The 18,461-nt window shown below is 76.1% G+C and carries 11 protein-coding genes; 5 read left to right on the top strand and 6 right to left on the bottom strand.

Features of this window, described 5'->3' with window-relative positions; translation table 11 throughout:
- Window positions 1-167 precede the first annotated feature (167 nt).
- Genes LPU43_RS21810 through LPU43_RS21800 form a run of 3 tightly spaced genes read right to left on the bottom strand, consistent with a single transcriptional unit; the run spans window position 168 to window position 7,194 of the window.
- Window positions 168-1,781 carry a CATRA conflict system CASPASE/TPR repeat-associated protein gene (locus LPU43_RS21810; protein ID WP_229402360.1) on the bottom strand — a complete coding sequence of 538 codons (1,614 nt, stop codon included), beginning with the start codon at window positions 1,779-1,781 and terminating at the stop codon, window positions 168-170.
- Entirely contained in the window at window positions 1,762-6,726 is a 4,965-nt protein-coding gene (locus LPU43_RS21805) for a CHAT domain-containing protein (protein ID WP_229402359.1), read from the bottom strand. The genes LPU43_RS21810 and LPU43_RS21805 overlap by 20 nt, the downstream gene beginning before the upstream one ends.
- Window positions 6,727-7,194 (bottom strand): COG1470 family protein, encoded by a 468-nt coding sequence (locus LPU43_RS21800; RefSeq protein WP_229402358.1) that lies wholly within the window; start codon window positions 7,192-7,194, stop codon window positions 6,727-6,729.
- Between the two features lie 267 nt (window positions 7,195-7,461).
- Between LPU43_RS21800 and LPU43_RS21795 the strand changes: the two genes are divergently transcribed.
- Together LPU43_RS21795 and LPU43_RS21790 are read left to right on the top strand one after the other, a co-directional pair.
- Complete coding sequence (locus tag LPU43_RS21795; RefSeq protein ID WP_229402357.1) at window positions 7,462-8,439, top strand: DMT family transporter; 978 nt, start codon at window positions 7,462-7,464, stop codon at window positions 8,437-8,439.
- 138 nt (window positions 8,440-8,577) lie between these two features.
- The gene (locus tag LPU43_RS21790; RefSeq protein WP_229402356.1) at window positions 8,578-9,321 is read left to right on the top strand and encodes a YqjF family protein; all 744 of its coding nucleotides are present in this window, start codon (window positions 8,578-8,580) and stop codon (window positions 9,319-9,321) included.
- Between the two features lie 51 nt (window positions 9,322-9,372).
- Here the strand turns inward: LPU43_RS21790 and LPU43_RS21785 are convergent, their stop codons facing one another.
- Entirely contained in the window at window positions 9,373-10,371 is a 999-nt protein-coding gene (locus LPU43_RS21785; protein WP_229402355.1) for an aldo/keto reductase, read from the bottom strand.
- A 49-nt stretch (window positions 10,372-10,420) separates the two neighbouring features.
- Complete coding sequence (locus tag LPU43_RS21780; protein WP_229402354.1) at window positions 10,421-11,557, bottom strand: NHL repeat-containing protein; 1,137 nt, start codon at window positions 11,555-11,557, stop codon at window positions 10,421-10,423.
- A 167-nt stretch (window positions 11,558-11,724) separates the two neighbouring features.
- Here LPU43_RS21780 and LPU43_RS21775 point away from each other — a divergent pair, with 167 nt between their 5' ends.
- The 3 genes from LPU43_RS21775 to LPU43_RS21765 all read left to right on the top strand — a co-directional run bounded on the left by LPU43_RS21775 (window position 11,725) and on the right by LPU43_RS21765 (window position 13,907).
- Window positions 11,725-12,003, top strand: coding sequence for an FmdB family zinc ribbon protein (locus tag LPU43_RS21775; protein ID WP_229402353.1), 279 nt, complete (start codon window positions 11,725-11,727; stop codon window positions 12,001-12,003).
- A 48-nt stretch (window positions 12,004-12,051) separates the two neighbouring features.
- On the top strand, window positions 12,052-13,305 hold the full coding sequence (fmdA, locus tag LPU43_RS21770) for a formamidase (protein WP_229402352.1): 1,254 nt from the start codon (window positions 12,052-12,054) through the stop codon (window positions 13,303-13,305).
- Between the two features lie 131 nt (window positions 13,306-13,436).
- The gene (locus LPU43_RS21765) at window positions 13,437-13,907 is read left to right on the top strand and encodes a winged helix-turn-helix domain-containing protein (RefSeq protein WP_229402351.1); all 471 of its coding nucleotides are present in this window, start codon (window positions 13,437-13,439) and stop codon (window positions 13,905-13,907) included.
- A gap of 123 nt (window positions 13,908-14,030) precedes the next feature.
- Here the strand turns inward: LPU43_RS21765 and LPU43_RS21760 are convergent, their stop codons facing one another.
- Entirely contained in the window at window positions 14,031-18,422 is a 4,392-nt protein-coding gene (locus LPU43_RS21760; RefSeq protein ID WP_229402350.1) for a S8 family serine peptidase, read from the bottom strand.
- Window positions 18,423-18,461 lie beyond the last annotated feature (39 nt).

Genomic DNA, 18,461 nt, shown 5'->3' with positions numbered 1-18,461 from the left:
TCCCACAGCTCGCTCGGCAATCCGCCGTCAGCGTCGGCAGAAACAATGCGCAGCGCCACGAATCGAGTTCCTCCCGCTGCCACTCGAATACGCCGAAGAACTGCCCGACGCGCGGGGCCGCCGCATCCACTGACAGCACGCGGGAGCCGACTCGGCCGCCCCGACGGCTACGCCGGGTCGCGCCGCCGCGCGGCCCGCCCGCGCCAAGCGCGCCACGCGGCCCACGCGAGGGCCAGCAGCGCGCCGGCCAGGGCCGCCCGGATCGTCACCGTCGGCGGGGCGACCTGCGCGGACGCGACCCGTACGGTCCAGGTCGCGCCGAGCCAGCCGAGCGCCGCGCCGAACACGGCGGTCGACAGGTACTCCAGCGCCGGCGTGCGGGCCGGGCGGTCGCCGTGGCCGGAGCGGGCGAGCCGGACGGCCCGGGCCGACAGGTGGAACGTCAGCGCGCCGAGCGCGGCGACGAAGGCCGGCTTCACCGACGCGGCGAGCGGGAGCTTGTACTCCAGGGACTGGATCGCGGTCAGGCACATGACCGCCGCGCCGACGACGGCGGCCTGGAGCAGCCCGAAGGTCTCCTGCCGGCGGCGGGCGGCCTGGGCGGCGGCGTCGCCGCGCCGCCGCAGTTCCCGGTCGGCCGCCGCGCCGAGCTGCTGGGCGCGGTCCCGGGCGGCGTCCAGGTAGGTCAGGTCGTCGTCGAGCTGCTGGTCGAACCAGGACGCGGCGGCCTGGTCGGCGGCGAACGGGTGCTGCGGGGCGGTGCGCTGCGGCTCGCCGGCCAGGCCGGCGGCGTGGGCGGCGAGGTTGCCGGCCGCGATCTGCGCGGTGCGACGCATGATCCTGGTCAGCGCGGCGGTGTCGATGAGGCCCCGCTCGTCGGCCTGGAGGGCGGCGAGCTGCTGTTCGGCGTGGTCGGTGTCGCGGTCGTCGGCCCCGCCGGGCGCGCCGAGGAGAAGGCGGCTGAGCTGCCCGATGGCGGTCTCGGCGTGGTCGAGCAGGGCGCGGGTACGCGGCTGCTCGGCGCGCCACACCCTGATCTGGTACCGCAGCTTGACCGAGTGCAGCAGGTACCGGGTCAGCGGGGCGAGGCTGGGCGACCCGTCGGTGTAGACGAGCCGGCCCAGTTCGGCGTCGCGTCGCGGGGCGGCGAGCAGCACCAGCCGGCGGGCCGGCGCGTCGCCGCCGGGCAGGGTGGTCTGCCACAGGGTGACCCCGTCGCGCAGGGCGGCCCCACGCCCGGCCCAGGCGGCGACGGCGTCCTGCGGCCCGCCGTCGGGGACCGGGTCGGGCAGCAGCGCCGCCACCGCGCGACCGAGACGCCCGCGCGCGGTGGCGGTGTCGGCCGGGGCCGCCGACAGGCCGGTGAACTCCTCGACCGTGCCGAGCGTCCGCTCCGGCGACAGGCCGGCGACGGCGTCGCTCCACCGCGCGTGCAGCTCCCGCCAGTCGGCGGCCGGCGACCCGGTGGCGCCGAGGGCGACCGACACGACGCTCACGTCGTGGTCGTCGATCCACACCGCCTGCCAGAGCCGGTACGTCCGATGGCGCCGGGCGGCCACCGCCCCCTCGGCCGTCGCGCCGGCCGGTTCGGCCGGGGGCGGTTCGGCCGGGGGCGGTTCGACGGGTAGGCCGGTGCCCGAGATCGACTCGGTCATCCCCAGGGCGGTGCCGCAGGCCGCCCAGAGCCGAAGCAGCTCGTCCCGCGCCGCCGCGCGGTCCGGGCCGGTCCGGGGCGCGAACAGGTGCAGCACGAGGGACTGGTCAGCGGGCGGGTCGGTCATGTCCCCGTCCGGCGTCCCCGCCCGTCTCCCCCGCCGCCGCGCCCCCGGCCGCGTCTCCCGCCGCCACCGTACGCAGGCGGTGGACGAGGATGTTGAGCCGCTCCGCCGGCAGGTCGGCGGCCGGCTGGGGGCTGCCTCCGTCCCCCACGCCGCCGAACCGGGTGGAGGCGAGGATCGTCAGGTCGCCCTTGACCCTCCGCAGCAGCGCCGCGTCCCGGGAGTCCAGGGCGCGCTCGGTGGCGGCGAGGATGTTGTCGAGCCGGGGCAGCGTCGACTCCCCCACCCCGGCCGTGCCCAGCCGGGCCAGCCGGTCGGCGACCTTGGTCGCCTCGGCCCGGTACGCGCTGTCGTCGGTGTCGGTGGTCATCAGGTGCGACTCCTCGGTGGTCAGGAACTCGCCGCGCGGTCCGTGGTGGACGTGCGCGGCCCACAGGCAGGGATGCTCCGGGTACTCGTCGCGGATGGCGCGGGCCGCCTCGTGGACCGCCTGGGCCGGCGCGGCGCCGGAGTCCAGGCTGCGGTAGACCGTGCGGGAGAACTCGGGGGCCACCAGGTCGGAGATCGGCCAGAGGGTGCCGACGACGTGGGTGACCCCGGCGAGTTGGAGGGCCGAGGCGACGTGGATCGACTCGTCGGCCATCCGGGTGCCGCCGTAGGCGGTGGTGCACGCCGACAGGTACGCCAGGTGCGTGCCGCCGAGTTCCATCCGGGCCAGCTCCCGTACGGTCAGCGCGCCGTCGGCGAGGAGCAGGTGGCTGTCGTCCGGGTCGACGGCGGTCACCCCGTGGCAGGCGAAGTGCGCCCACGCCGCCGAGGGCAGCAGGGCGCGCACCTCGTCCCGGCCGGCCTGCTCGTCGAGCAGGGGCTCGCCCGTGCCGCCGAGGATCCGGTGCACCCAGCGGGCCTCGTCCGCCGCGTACGCCAGGGGCCGGGCCCGCCCGCCGGTGTCGTTGATCCCGATCACCAGGGGGGTCCCGCCGCCCGGTCGCGGCCGGGTCCGCGCGTGGCGCAGGACCCCGACGGTGGGGGTGTAGGAGGAGACCACCCGGTCGAGCACGGTCCTCCTCCCCGGGCCGGGCGGGTCGTCGAGGTGCCCGGCGGCGTGGATCGGCAGCACCGACAGCGGCCCGGTCGGCACCCACCAGACGTGCGGCCACCGCTCGGTCGGCGCCTCGGGGGTGGCGGCGCAGCCGAGGTGCCGCAGGACCGGCTCGGCGACGGCGTCCCAGAGCCACCGGAGCACGGCGGCGAGCGCCTCGTTGTCGGCGGTCCCGCCGTCGGCCGGGTGCGCGGCGGCGAGGAAGTCGTTGGCCCGCGCGGTCGCCTCGTCGGCGGTGAGCCCGGGCAGCGGCACGTGGTCCGCTCCCCGCCCGGTGAGGATCAGCGCGTCGCAGCGCTCCCGGTCGACGTTGACCGCGACGACGGTCCCGTCGGCCGTGGCCTCGCGCAGCTCGTCGAGCGTCGGCGGCAGGCCGAAGCGGGCGAACCCCGGCTCGGCGCGGACGCGGTCCAGCAGCCGCTCCAACCGGGCGCCGGCCGCCGCCCGGCCCGGCTGGGGGCCGGTGGCGTCCGCCGGGGCCCCGACCGGGGTGGGGTCGTCCAGGGCGAGCCGCACCGCCTCCAGCTCCTCGGCGAGCGCCGGGTGGGCGGCGCGCAGCCGGTCGCTCTCGCCCCGGGTGCGCAGCGCCTGCCCGAGCAGCACGCCCCGCCCCTGCTCCAGGGCCGACCACGCCTCCTCCGGTCGGCCGCACGTCAGCGCGGCGGCGGCGGCGAGCTGACCGAGGCCGTAGAACTGGTCGAGCTGGTGCTGCCGGTCCGGGCGCGGCAGCCCCGGGTCGACCAGCGCCGGCACCAGAGCCAGGACCTCGGTCAGCGTCTCGTGGCTCCGCTCCGGGTCGCCCGCGTCGCCCACCAGCTCGGCCAGCCAGCGGCCGGCGGCCATCCGCTGCGCCGGGGGCCCGGCCGGGGCGCGCAGCGCGGCGCGGAAGGCGTCGACGGCGGCCGTCCGGGCCCGCTCGTCCGCCCGCTCCCGAAACCGGACCCAGCGGGCGACTCCCAGGTTGAAGCTGTAGCGGGCGTACTCCGGGTGGTCGGGGCCGACCGAGTCGACGGCCCGTTCGGCCAGCGCGATTCCGGTGTCCAGCTCGTCGGGGTCGCGCCGCGCGGCGTACCGGGACAACACGGCCATCGCCAGGTTGATGCGGTACATGCCGAGGCGGGCGTCGGCCGGGTCGGCGGCCGCCGCCGCGGCGGTGAACGCGGTGACCGCCGCGTCGAGGTCCGCCGGGTCGTCGACCGCCCGGTAGCGGGTCAGCGACGTGATGCCGAGGCTGTTGAGCAGGTCGGCGCGGCGCGGGCCGGAGACGTCGGCCTCGGCGGCCGTGCGGGCGGCCAGCACCGCACGGTCCAGGTCGCCGGCGTCGCCGGTGCGCTCGTACCGCCGGGTGAGCACGGAGGCGAGGGCGGCCCGGGTCTCGGCCCCGGCGACCGGGGTGGCCGCCTCGACCGCCTCGGCGCCCGCCGCGACGGCGGCGTCGAGGTCGGCGAGGGCACCGTAGCGCTCGTAGCGGCGCAGCAGCGCGGACATCAGGTTGCCCAGGGCGACGGGCCGGTACGGGTGGCCGGGCGGCAGCGCCCGGACCGACTCGCCGCCGACGGCGACCGCCCGGTCCGCGTCCGCGACCCGGCCGCACAGCTCGAAGTGGCCGGTCAGCAGGGAGCAGAGGTTGGCCAGGTGCCGGGGGCGGTCGGGATGGTTGGCCGGGGTGGCCGCGACCACCGCCTCGGCGAGGTCGACCGCGCGCCGGCTCTCCTGCGGGTCGCCGGCGAGCCTCGCCCGGTCGGCCAGCGAGACGCCGAGGTTGACCGCCCGGGCCAGCCACTCGGGGCCGCCCGCGACCGCGCCGTCCAGCAGCTCGGTCTCGATCGTGATCGCCCGGTCGAGGTCGTCGCGGTCGCCGTGCCGGCGAGCCCGCTCGCTCAGCGCGCCGGCCAGCGCCGCCAGCACCAGCGGCCGGTCGGGGTGACCGGCGGGGGCCAGCCCGAGTGCCCGCTCGCCGGCGAGCACGGCGTCGTCCAGGCTGCCCCGGTCGCCGGTCGCGTCACCCCGCCGACGCAACACCGCGCCGAGGTTGACCAGCCGGCCGGGCAGCTCCGGATCGTCGGGGGCGGTGAGTCCCACCGCCTCCTCGGCGAGCGCGACGGCCCGGTGTAGGTCGTCGGCGACGCCCGCGCCGTCGAACCGGCGGAGCAGGGCGGCGCGCAGCGCGGCGAGCGCCCGCGGCCGGTCGGGGTGGCCGGACGCCGCCAGCCGCAGGGACTCCTCCGCCGCCGACGCGGCCCGGTGCAGGTCCGCCGGGTCGGCGTGCCGCTCGTAGCGGGTGAGCAGGCGCTGGGCGAGCTGCGCCAGGTGCCCCGGGTGGTTGCCACGGCCCGCCGACTCCTCGGCGGCGAGGACGGCCAGCCGCACCGCCCGGTCCAGGTCGTCCTCCCGGCCGAGCAGCTCGTAGCGGGCGTGGTGGGCGTTGCCGAGGTTGCCGGCGACGCCCGCCCGCTCCGGGTGCCCGGCGGGGAGCGCGGCCAGCGCCTCCGTGCCCGTCTCCACCGCCCGGTCGAGGTCGTCGCGCCGGCCGGTGACCGCGAAGCCGGCGGTGAGGTGCGAGGTGAGGTTGAGCAGCACGGTCGTGCGCTCCGGGTCGTCCGGGGCGGCCTCCCGGGCGGCCTCACCGGCGAGGCGGATTGCCTCGGCGATGTCCTCCGGCGCGGCGAACCGGTCGAAGCGGGCACGGTGGGCCAGGGCGGCGCTGTGCAGGCCCAGCAGCCGGTCCGGGTGCCCGGGCGGCGCGGCGGCCACGGCGGCCCGCCCGTAGGCGACGGCGCGGTCCAGGGTTGCCCGGTCGTCGCCGCCGGACCGGCCGCGCCAGAGCCCGGCGAGGAGCCCGAACAGGACGGCCCGGCGGGGATGCGTCGCCGGTAACAGCCGTTCGGCCTGCTCGGCCAGGGCCAGCGCCTCGGCGGGCGCGGGGCCGCCGGCGTGGTCGTGGTCGTGGCGCTGGCTGAGCAGGCCGGCCAGGTCGGCGAGGACCTCGCCACGGTCGACGTCCTCCGTGGCCAGGGCGACCTCCTCCCGGGCGAGCGCGATGGCGGCGTCCAGGTCGGCCGGGTCGCCGGTGCCGCCGTACCGCAGTCGCAGCGCGCCCCGGACCACCGGCAGGTACGCGGCGCGCTGCTGCGGGTCGACCCCGGCCAGCCCGGACAGGCCGAGCGCGACGGCCCGGTCGAGGTCGGCGGGGTCGGCCCGGTCGAGCTCGTAGAGCTGCCGGTGGGTGAGCGCCGCCCAGAGCCGCGCGACGGGCAGCTCCGGCTCGTCGCCCCGGGCGGCGGCGAGGGCGTCGGTGAGGGCGTCGGCGGAGCGGCGCACGTCGGCCGGGTCGCCGCCATGGGCGTACCGCACGCGCAGCGCGGAGCCGAGGTTGGCGCCGTACTCCAGGCGTCGCCCCCGGCCCGCGCCGGCCACGGCGCGACGCAGCAGTCGGATGCCGAGATCCAGGGCCGCCGGGTCGGCGGCGACCGGGTCGGCCAGAAGCGCGTCGGCCTCGGCCGCGCAGAGGTCCGCGTCGTCGACGGTGACCTCCGCCGCGGCGACGGCGTCGCGGACCTCGACCGGCACCAGGTCCGGCGAGACCCGGTGCAGCCAGGCGCACCAGAGGAACCAGGCGTACTCCTCCTCGTCGCTGGCCTCGTCGGCCAGCAGCGCGGCCCTGACCAGGTGCAGCGCGCCGACCGCCAGCGCGGCCTCGACGTCGTCCGGCGCGCGGTGCAGGGTCAGCCGGGCGGCCTCGACCAGGGCTACGCCGTCGGTGGCCTCGGTCGGATCCTGCTCCATCCGCGTCAGCCGCGCCCGGAGCAGGTGCAGCGCGCGGTCCCGGTCGGTGGCCCCGGCCACTCAGACCCGCTCGTCGTCGCGGCGGGTCGGTCGCAGCGATTCGGCGGGCGGCCCGGGCGGGCCGCCACGGCCGGCGAGCCAGCCGACGATCCGCCCGACTGTGACGATCCCGCCCAGCCCGACGTGGGCGAGGAGGTCTGCCGGCGAGCGCTGGGGCCGGACCACGGTGAGGGTGAACGGCACGCTGCGCGAGTCGAGCCCGGCCGTCGCGCGCAGAAGCACCTGGTACGCCCCGGGGCGGGTGCGCGGCGACGTCGTGAGGTGGACGGTGGTGCCGCCACCGCCGGCGATCCGCTGTGGACGCCAGGTGTCGGAGGTGTGCGGGGGCAGCCCGGTGGCGTCGAACGTGACCGGGCCGCTGTCCCGCCCCGGACCGCCGACCGCGACCCGGACCGTCGCGGTGCCGCCGGCCTTCACGGTGGCCGACCCGGACGAGGCCGACATCGAGAAGCCTTCAGGTCGGGACATGGCGCAAGGGTATGCGCCGCGTTCACGTTTTCCCCGGCCGACGGATGTCGTGATCCGGACATCGGCGCGGGGGTCCCGACCCGTCGGACGCGCCACGACGATACGATCCGCCCGTGCTCCTTCTCCTCGTCTCGCCGCCACCGCCGCTGCGGTAACGACCGCTTTCCCCGGCCCGACTCTTACCTGTTCGAGGCCCGGGTGTGTGTTCGTGCTGCCCGGGCGGCGATGACAACGGAGAATCGTGTGAATTCGAGTGTGCCCCCGTCCGTGGGACGGGGAGTCTTCTACGTCTGTGTGGCGGCTGTCGCCTGGGGGACCGGCGGCGCCGCGGCGGCCGTCCTCTACGACACCAGCGGACTGGGACCGGTCGCGGTCTCCTTCTGGCGTTTCGCGGGCGGCGTCGTGCTGCTCGGCGCCGGCCACCTGCTGTTCCGGCGGGGCACGGGACGCTCCACCGGGGACGCCACCGGGCGGACCCGGTGGCGGCGGGTGGTGACGACCGGCGTGGGGTTGGCCGTCTACCAGACGGCGTACTTCGCCGCCGTGGGATACGCGGGGCTGGCCGTCGCGACGGTGGTGACCCTGGGCTCGGGGCCGGTCCTCATCGCCCTCGGGTCCCGCGTCACGACGGGCGAACGGCTCGGCCGGGCCGGCGCGGTGACGGTCGCGACGGCGCTGGCCGGCCTGGTCCTGCTGGTCGGCGGCGGGAGCCCGGCCGCCGCGCCGCAGCCGGCGCTGGGGCTGGCCTGCGCGCTGCTGTCCGCCGGCGGGTACGCGGGCGTCACCCTGCTCAACCGGAGGACGAGTCGGGCTGGCGACGGCGGCGGTCCCCGGGCGACGGCGCTGGGCGGGTTCGCCGTCGGGATGCTCTGCCTGCTCCCGCCGGCCCTGCTCGAAGGGCTCCTGCCCACCTCCGGTGACGCCGGCCAGGTTCTGGGCCTGCTCGCGTACCTCGGGATGGTCCCCACCGCGGTGGCCTACAGCCTGTTCTTCGCGGGGCTGGCCACGGTCCGCGCGACGACCGCGTCGGTGGTCGCGCTGATCGAGCCGGTCACCGCAGCCGTCGTCGCGGTGCTGCTGCTCGGCGAGCGACTCACGGTGCCGGCCGTCGCCGGCTCGGTCGTGCTGCTCGGCGCGGTGGTGGCCCTGGCTCTCGGCGAACGGCGGGAGGCGCGCGGGACCACCGGGGCGGGGCGTGGGCGCCGTCCCGCGCCGACGCACTCGGGCGGCGCGGGGAGGAGCTGACCGGCCCGCCGGTCGGGGGCGGCGGACCGGCCGCCGGTCGGGCCGCGTCGGGTCACGTCAGGCAGCGTCGGGCCGTTCGGGGCGGCCCGATGCCCTCCCGCCCCGGGGCGTGCTCCCCCCACGGGGGACAATCGGCGCGTGGGCATCGAGGCGATCGACCCCGCGCCGGGCGCGACGTTCCGTCGGGCGGTGCTGCGGCAGCGCTGGGAGGATCTCACCTTCCTGCACTGGGCGGTCGCGCCCGAGCTGGTCGCGCCGCTGCTGCCCGCCGGCACCCGCCCGGACACCCTCGACGGGGTCGCCCACGTCGGCCTGATCGGCTTCCGGATGGTCGGGCTGGGCCTCGGGCGCGGCCCCGGGGTGCCGTACTTCGGCAGCTTCTGGGAGACCAACGTCCGGCTCTACTCGGTCGACGGGGCCGGCCGGCGCGCCGTGGTGTTCCGCTCGCTCGACGCGTCCCGGCTGGTGCCGGTGCTGGTGGCCCGGGCGGCGCTGCGGCTGCCGTACATGTGGTCGTCCATGCGGCTGGACCGCGACGGCGACCGTCGCGTCTACCGGTGCCGGCGGCGGTGGCCCGGCCCCGCCGGCGCGACCAGCCGGATGGAGGTGCGCGTCGGCGACCCGGTCGGCGAGCCGACCCCACTGGAGCACTTCGTCACCGCCCGCTGGGGGCTGCACACCCGGGCGTACGGGCGCACGCTGCACCTGCCCAACTGGCACCCCCGCTGGCCGCTGCACCGGGCGGAGCTGCTGCACCTGGACGACGAGCTGGTCACCGCCGCCGGGCTGCCGGCGCCGGCCGGGCCGCCGGTGAGCGTGCTCCACTCCCCCGGCGTCCCGGTGGCGTTCGGCCCCCCGGTCGCCCTACGCCGGCCCGGCTGAACGGCGTCGCCCGCAGGCGTGTCCGGGGCGACCGGGTACGCGGCCGGGCGGTCAGGCCTCGGCGTCGGCGAGCGCGGCCAGCGTGGCGGCGTCGAGGCGCAGGTCGAGCGCGGGGAGCGCGGCCTCGTACTGCTCGCGCGTGCGCGGGCCGATCAGCGTCACGAACTCGGGCGAGTCCTGCTGCAACAGCCAGGCCAGCACCACCTGGTTGCCGGTGACCCCCAGCTCGGCGGCGACCTTGGCCACGGCGGCGAGCCGGGCCTGGGTGTCCGCGCCCTCGTACGGCGGCATGACGTGGTGGGTGCGCCGCTTGGCCTCGTCGTCGTAGATGCCCTTGAGGATGGGCGAGTACGCCACCAGCGTCAGGTCGTCGTGCGCCCCCAGGTAGCGCAGCTGCTCGTCGTCCACGATGGATACGTTGTCGCGGCCCGGGTGCCGACGCAGGTACGAGTGCTGCTGCTGCACCGCCACCGGGGCGGGCCAGCCGTGCCGCTCGCAGAGCTGCCGGATGCGTTCGAGCCGCCAGGTGCGGACGTTGGACCAGCCGAGGTGGCGGGTCTTGCCGGCCGCGACGAGCCCGGCGAGGGCCTCCAGCGTCTCCTCCAGGGGCGTGCCGAGGTCGTCGACGTGCACGTAGTACAGATCGACGTGGTCGACGCCGAGCCGGCGGAGGCTGGCGTCCAGCGCGTGCCGCAGCGTGTCGCCGCCCGCGCCCGCGTAGCGCTGCGACGCCTCCGCCCGGCCGGCGCGCACCGCCTCCGGGTCGTCGACCCAGGCGCTGCCCTTGGTGGCCAGGAAGACCTCGTCGCGCCGGCCGGACCGGGCGAACCACCGGCCGAGCAGCTCCTCGCTCTCCCCGCCCACCCGGCCCGGGCCGTCCCACCAGGCGTAGCAGTCGGCGGTGTCGAGGAACGACCCGCCGGCGTCGAGGTAGTGGTCGAGGATGCCGAAGGACGTGGGCTCGTCGGTCGACGTGCCCATCAACATGCACCCGAGTGCGAGCTGGCTGACCTGCTCGCCGGTGCGGCCGAGGGGGACCGTACGTATCATCGTGCTCCTTTTCGGTCGGGACCCGGCGCCGGGGGGCGCGGGTCGCGGGTCAGCGCCCGCCGCGCCGCGCGTTCCTCGCGGTGACCAGCGCCAGGGCGAGCAGGCCCAGCGCCAGGGCGGCGGCGCCGACGGCCAGGGTGGCGGCGCGGCCCGGCTCGGCGGCGGGGACGCGGGCGGCCTGGTCGGCCCCGTCGTCGGCGGCCCGGCGGGCGGCGGGCGGCGTCGGGCCGGCGGACGACGGGTCGGCCCGGCGGGTGGCGGGCGGCGGGTCTGCCGGGCGGGCGGTGGTGGCCGGTGACGGGGGCAGGGCGTAGCGCAGGATCCGGGGTCGCGTCCCCGGCTCCTCGCGCGCGGTCTCGGAGACCGTGAGCAGGGACGCGCCGTCGCGGCTGTAGGTGATCGCCTCGCCCTGCGGCTCGTCGGGCAGCGGCACGCCCCGGGGCGTGCCGGCGGTCAGCGCCGCGACCACGTCGCCGCCGGTCACGTCGAACTCGAACGCGTCGGCGTAGGTGCGCAGCACCACCCGCCGGCCGTCCGGCGAGGTGGCCGCGCCGGTCACCAGCCCCCGGCCGAGGAACGAGAACGGGTTGGGGGTCGTGGTGACGGGCAGCCGCACCTGCCCCACCCGCGTAAGCGGCACGGTGACCCCCGCCCGGGGCGGCCCGGCCGGGCGGTAGAGGCCGGCGGCGCCGGCCTGCTTCGTCACGATCACCGGGCGGCCGTCGCCGTCGACCAGGAGAGCCTCCGCGTTGTGCGGGCCGTCCGGGTACGCCAGGCGGTGCAGCACCGGGCGGGCCGCCCCGGGCGCGAGCCGCCACAGGGCGACCGTCCGCCGGGCCCGGTCGTTGTCGCCGATGTCGGCGACCCAGAGCGTGCCGTCCGCGCCGACGGCGAGGTCCTCGGTGTCGCGGGGGCGCGACGGGTAGCGCACCGTCCGGACCACGGCGCAGTCGGCGTCGAGGAAGAAGATCCGGCGGCGGGCCTCGTCGTCGGCGCCGTCGTTGACGACGACGAACCCGGCGTCGGTGGCGACCATTCCGGAGATCTCGTCGAGCCGGGCGTCGCCGATCCGGCACACCGGCTTGCCCGGCGTCGGGGCGGCGGCCGCCACCGCGTCGCCGGGGGCCACGAGGAGCGCGACGGCGGCCAGGGCGGCTCCCGCCGTCCACCTTCCCCGGGCCGTCACCCCCCGATGATCTCACGTGGACGCCCGACCGGCGTTCCCTCATCCCGGCCCGGATCGCCCCGGGCGTACCCCTTTGGGGTTTTCGCGCCCTTCGCCGCGGGCGATGCCACAGAATCGGCACAGGGCGAGCCGGCGGCGGCCGGCCGCGGGCCGCGAAGGGGGCGGGGATGGCGACGTACGAGTACCGGTGCGAGCGGGACGGCGTCTTCGACGCCAGCCTGCCGATCGGCACCGCCAGCCCCTCGACGCGCTGCCCGCGCTGCGCGGCCCCCGCCGCCCGGGTCTTCTCCGCGCCGCGTCTCGCCCGCACACCGGTGCCGCTGCGCCGGGCCATCGAGCGGGCGGCCCGCAGCGCGGAGACCCCCGAGGTCGTGACCCGTCTCCCCGGCCGGCGGCCGAGCCGCCCGGCACCGAACCCCGTCCACGCCCGCCTGCCCCGCTGGTGACCCAGCGGACCGACCGGGTGCGTCAGCGCGATCGAAAGGCGGTACACCATGCCCGAACTGCTGTTCCCTCTCGACTCCGACAAGAAGTTCACCGACCAGGTCCTGGTCGGCCACAACCGCTGGCACCCCGACATCCCACCCGTGGCCACGGTGCGGCCGGGTCAGACGTTCCGGGTCGACTGTCGCGAGTGGTTCGACGGCGCGATGCGCAACGACGACTCGGCCGACGACGTCCGCGACGCCCCGCTGACCCGGGTGCACGCCCTCAGCGGCCCCTTCGCCGTGCAGGGCGCCGAGCCCGGCGACCTGCTCATGGTCGACATCCTCGACCTCGGCCCCATCCCGCAGGAGACCGGCCCCCTCGCCGGCCAGGGCTGGGGATACACCGGCATCTTCGCCAAGGCCAACGGCGGCTCCTTCCTCACCGAACAGTTCCCCGACGCCTACAAGGCCGTCTGGGACTTCAACGGCCGGCGGGCCACCTCGCGCCACATCCCCGGGGTCGAGTTCACCGGGATCGCCCACCCCGGGCTGATGGGCACGGCGCCGTCCGCGTCACTGCTGGCGAAGTGGAACCAGCGGGAGGGCGCCCTGCACGCCACCGACCCCGACCGCGTCCCGCCGCTGGCCCTGCTGCCCGAGCCCCGGGACGCGATCCTCGGCTCGCTCACCGGCGCGGACTTCGACCGGGTCGCCGCGGAGGCCGCGCGCACCGCCCCGCCCCGGGAGAACGGTGGCAACCAGGACATCAAGAACCTCACCGTGGGCAGCCGGATCTTCTACCCGGTCAACGTGCCCGGCGCCAACCTCTCCCTCGGTGACCTGCACTTCTCCCAGGGCGACGGGGAGATCACCTTCTGCGGCGGCATCGAGATGGGCGGCTTCATCGACCTGCACGTCGACCTGATCAAGAACGGGATGCAGACGTACGGCGTCGCCGAGAACGCGATTTTCCTGCCCGGGGACACCCCGCCGCAGTACAGCCGGTGGCTGGCCTTCTCGGGAATCTCCGTCACCCTCGACGGCGAGCAGCGCTACCTGGACTCGCAACTGGCCTACCAGCGTGCCTGCCTGCACGCCATCGACTACCTCACCCGCTTCGGGTACCAGCCGGAGCAGGCATACCTGCTGCTCGGCGCGGCGCCGATCGAGGGCCGGCTCTCCGGCGTGGTGGACATCCCCAACTCCTGCGCGACCGTCTACCTGCCCACCGAGATCTTCGACTTCGACGTACGCCCCAGCTCCGCCGGCCCCACCAGGATCGACCCCGGGCAGGGCGCCCCGAGGTCCAGCCTGGGCTGACCCGGCCGCGCCCGTCCCCCGCCGACGGGGCCCGTTGCCCGGCGCATCGACGTGGATTAGTCTACGAGCGTTCGGGGGCCGTCCGGCGTTCCCGGTCGCACCGGCCGTCGGCGTTGGGCGAAAGGCGGAGGATGAGCGCCTCCCTGGTCGTCGCCATCGCCTCCGCGCCGGCGCACCGCCGGCAGCTCGCCCAGCTCTTCGGCGCGGCCGAGGCGTTCCTGATCGTCTCGAACGTCGAGCAGGCGCGGCGCTTCCTCATGGTGGCGGACGACCCCGGGGCCGAGGCGGCCGAGGCCCCGGACGCGGTCCCGCCCGCCTGCGGGCTGAGCGTCGACTCCGACCGGCAGGTGTTGCGCTGGCGCGACGACGAGGTCGGCCTGACCCCCCTGGAGCACGCCCTCCTGCGCTGCCTGGCCGGCACGCCCGGGCAGATCTGGACCTACCAGCGGCTGCACCGCGAGGTCTGGGGCACCGAGCACCTGGGCCGCGGCTCCGACCTGCACTCGCTGGTCCGCCGGGCGCGGCGCAAGCTGGCCCGGCTCGGCGCGGCGGCGACGATCCACGCGGTACGCGGCGTGGGCTTCCGCCTCGCCGTCTCCTGACCCGCTCCCCGATCCCCGACGTCGCGCACCCGGTGGCCGGGTTCCCGGGCACCGGAACGGGTCCGGCCCGCCCGGTCGTGGGACCGGGCGGGCCGGATCGTGTCGTCCGTCAGGCGACGGCGGTCAGCAGCGGATCGGCGACAGGGCGAAGTCCTCCACGGTGGGCGTGGTGGGGTTGACCCTCACCTGCCGGGTCTGCGGCTTCCAGTCGTCCTTGGCGACGATCATGGTGAGCGGGTTGTTCCGCCGGTCCAGCCAGTAGGCGTACCGGCCCTGGGCGTCCGTGGCGAAGGTCCACGAGTTCGCCCACGAGTCCACCTGGACCACCGCGCCGGCGAGCGGCGCGCTGACCCCCTGGCAGCTCTTCCCGGTGACCGTGCCCGTCAGCTTGCCCCAGGTGGTCGGCGGCTGCGCGACCATCTTCACCGGCACCGGCGGCACCGCGTACGGGGTGTCCTCCTTGATCACGATCGCCGCCGAGTAGGTGCCCGGCTGGTCGACGGTGGCCGAGACGCCGACGTTGACCGTGACCTTCTGGCCCGGGGCCAGCGTGACCGCCGTCTTGTCGAGCGTCAGCCAGCTCACGTCGGCGGCGGCCTCGGAACAGCCCTCGAACCCGGGCAGCGCCTCGCTGTCGGCGGTGGCGTTGAAGCCACCGGACGAGCCGCCGACCTTGTAGAAGCCGCACGCCGCGCCGCCACGGTAGCGGGCCGCGTTGGCGTTCGGCAGGGGCGACCACGAGTTGTCGGACGGGTCGTAGGCGAAGCCGGCGTTGGTGACGGCGCCGCCCTGCGAGCCGCCGACGACCAGGAGCTTGCCGTTGGCGACGGCGAACGAGCCGGCCCAGTGGTCGGACGGCGCGTCGGCGATGGCCCGCCAGGCGTTGGTGGCCGGGTCGAAGGCGTAGCCGGCCTTCTGCGACACCGTGCCGTCGTTGCCGCCCGTGCAGTAGACGACGCCGTTGATCCCGCCGCAGGACAGGAAGGCCACCGACTTCGGGTAGTCGGGCAGGGTCTCCCAGGTGTCGCTGCCCGGGTCGTACCGGACGACGTCGTTCGACATCGGGGTGCAGCTCGCCGTGGTGCAACCGGCGACGGCGTACAGCTTGCCGCCGGCGACCGCCTGCCCGGCCGCCGAGCGCGGCGCGGGGTTGTTCGCCTTCTTCGTCCACGTGTTGGCCGCCGGGTCGTACGACCAGGTGGCGGCGTCGGGGCCGGAGGCTCCCCAGCCGCCGGTCACGATGATCTTCCCGTCCACGACGCCCGTCGTCACGGCGTTGCGGGCGCCGGGCAGGTCGGCGATCGACGTCCAGGTCTGGGCGACGGGGTCGTAGACGTAGTTCTTCGCTGTCGACGCCGAGCCGTTGCCGCCCGCGATCGTGTAGACCTTCCCGTCGAGGTTCACCACCCGGTTGTCCATCACGACGCTCGGGTGGTCGGCCACGTCGGTCCAGGGCTCGGCCTGGGGACCGACCGCCGTGGGAGCGCCGGTGGCCGCCATGCCGGAGGCCCGCGCCGCGAACGACGTGGCGACGGTGAGCCGCTGCTCCGGCGCGCCGCCGGAGCCCAGGACCTCCTGGTCGCTCAGCCGCGAGCCGTCGGCCCGCAGCAGCTCGAAGCCCTCGTCCCGCTCGCTGAACCGCACGTCGACGGGGGCGCCGCCGGTGTTGGTCACCGTGACGGCCCTGGTGGCCTTTCCGGAGGGCATCCGGACCGTGGCGCTGACCCCACCCGCCGGCTGCACCGACAGCCGGCCGGCCGCGAGCTGGAAGTTCACGGCGGTGGCCCAGTCGGTCTGGACGGTGACCTGCTTGCTCTGGCTGACGTAGCCGCCGGCCTTCGCGGTGAACGGGTGCCCGCCGGTGAGCGACGAGAAGAGCCAGAAGAAGCCGTCCGGCAGCTCCGTGTCGTCGGGCGTGGCCACGGTGGTGGTCGTCTCCGCCGGCCGGTCGTCGCTGGTGACGGTGGCCCCGTTGACGTACCCGTTGTCGTTGCGGTCGCGGACGTGGCCGACCACCAGGCCGCCGTTGGTCGGCTTGCAGAACACCTCGCTGCCGATCAGCACGTTGTCGACCTGCCACCACCACTCGTAGGATGCCTCGTAGTAGTGGAAGCGGACCCGGACCTGCGACTTGCCGGCGGCCTGCGGGATCGGGACCTCGGTCACCTTCGGCCCGCGCACGTCGGCGGCCTGCCGCAGCACGTTGGCCCAGGTCGCACCGCCGTCGAGGCTGAGGTCGACGTCGGCGCGGTCGGAGTTCAGCCAGTTGTAGTCCTGGTTGAACCGGATCACCGGCGTCGCGACGTCGGTGAGGTCGACCACCGGGCTGACCAGCGAGGTGTCCTGCTTGCCGCCGCTGCCGTACTCGTCGCTGTCGATGACGGCGAAGCCGCCCTCGCCGCCGGTCAGGTTGCCCCGCCCGCCGGCGTCGGTGAACTGCCAGACCTGGCCGCTGCCGGCGTTGTCGACGACCGTCCAGCCCTGCGGGACGCGGTCGCCGTCGAAGGTCTCGTACACCCCGTCGGAGCCGACCGTGTAGCCGGGCGCGACGGCGCAGGCGGTGGAGGCCACCGGCACCGCGACGTTGTGGGTGGAGTTGCCCGACCCGACCGTGATCTCCTTCGTCACGGTCTGGTAGCCCTGGTACCGCGGCTCGACCCGCAGCCGGTACGTGGCCCCGGCCGGGAGCTGGAGGCTGTAGCGGCCGTTGGCGGGCGTGGTGTAGTCGGACACGGGGACGCCCTCGACGCTCACCTTCGCGTAGAGCGGCCAGCCGTGCCCGGAGCCGTCGGTGACGGAACCGCTGACGGTCACCGACGCCGCCGGGGTGAGGGCCACGTCGACCTTCGTGGTGGCGTTCGGGGCGACCGTCGCCGCCACCGTCCTGCTCCCGTAGCCGAACTTGGCCACGGTGACCTGGTAGTCGCCGGCCGGCAGCAGGGTCGAGTACGCGCCGTCGGGCCCGGTGGTCAGCTCGCGGGCCGCCGGCCCGGTCAGGGTCACCGTGGCGCCGGGGAGCTTCGCGCCGGTCGCGGCGTCGGTGACCGTGCCGGCGAGGGTGCCGGTCTCGCCGACCGGGGCGGCGGCGAGCAGCGCGAGCGCGTCCAGCCGGCCCTCGCCGTAGACGTTGTTGTCGTCGGCGGTGCCGCCGCACTGGGCGTCGGCCTTGTCGATCGCCGTGTCGTCGAGCAGGGCGCGCGTCGCGGGGATGTCACCGACGAGCGCGGGCGCGGCCGACCACAGCAACGCGATCGCGCCCGCGAGGTGCGGCGCGGCCATCGAGGTGCCGCTGTAGCTGGCGTAGCTGTTGCCCGGGACGCTGGACCGGACGTTGACCCCGGGCGCCGAGATGTTGGGCTTGATCTCGCCGTCCTGCCCGGTGCCGCGCGAGGAGAAGCTGGCGATCGTGTTGTTGACGTCGTACGCGCCGGTGGAGTAGTTGCTCGTCCGGCTGCCCGGTGAGCCGCTGGTCCGGCAGGCGGGGCCGTTGTTGCCGTTGGACCAGACGCCGAAGATGCCCGAGGCGGCCCAGGCCAGCGTCACGTCCTCCATGAACGGGCTGTTGGAGGGCGAGGTGGTGCCCCACGAGTTGTTGATGATGTGCGGGCGCTTGCTGGCGTCCGGGTTCTGGCCGGCGAGGTCGGTGGGCTCCAGCATCCACTGGCCGGAGGTGACCAGCGCCGCGTCGTTGGGGCAGCAGCCGTTCGCCGCGATCCAGCGGACCCCGGGCGCGACACCGATCTGGTTGGCCCCGGCGGAGCCGGCCATCGTGCCCATCGTGTGGGTGCCGTGGCCGTCGCTGTCGCAGGGCGAGGTGGCGCACTCTTCGGCGGCGTCGAACCAGTTGTAGTCGTGGTCGAACGTGCCGTCGCCGTTGTTGCCGCGGTAGGAGTTCACCAGCGCCGGGTGGTCGAACTGCACCCCCGAGTCGATGCTCGCCACCGTGATGCCGTCGCCGGTGCCGTACTGGGACCAGACGTCGTCGGCGTTGATGTTCGCGATGCCCCACTCCAGGGCGTTCGCCGCCTTGTCGGCGGCGTCCTTGCTGACCTCCGGCAGCTCGTAGGCCGTCGGGGCGTAGATGCCCTCGACCTCGGCGCGCGCCGCGAAGCTCTGCGCCATCGACAGCGAGCCGCTGTCGACCTTGATGGCGTTGGTCGCCCAGAACGACTGGTACTTGGTGCCCGCGCCGTCGAGCTCGGCGCGGACCTCGGCCTGGCTCTCGGCGGCGGTGGCGCGCAGCGCCTCCGCCACGGCGGCGCCCCGCTGCGTCCAGTCCTTGACCGCGCTGGCCCTGCTCAGGTCGGCCCGGTCGGTGAACCGCACCCAGAAGTCGCTCTCGCTCTTCTCCCGAAGCTGGCTCATCAGGTCGGGCCGGATCTTGTCCGCCGCCGCGGTGGGCGCGGCCTGGACGGTGGAGCCGGTGGTCGCCAGGCCGGCCGCGGCGAGGGCGATCGCCGCACCGGCGCTCGCCAGGCGCCTGACCAGGCGCCTCCCATGTGGACGTCTCAGCACTTCTCTCCTTCGGTACGACCCGCGGTTGTTCGAGCCATG

This window comes from Micromonospora okii, from assembly GCF_020884795.1.
In the GTDB taxonomy this organism is placed as follows: Bacteria; Actinomycetota; Actinomycetes; order Mycobacteriales; family Micromonosporaceae; genus Micromonospora; species Micromonospora okii.
Note: the sequence above shows the minus strand (reverse complement) of the source record. Positions and strands in the feature narration are given on the sequence as shown.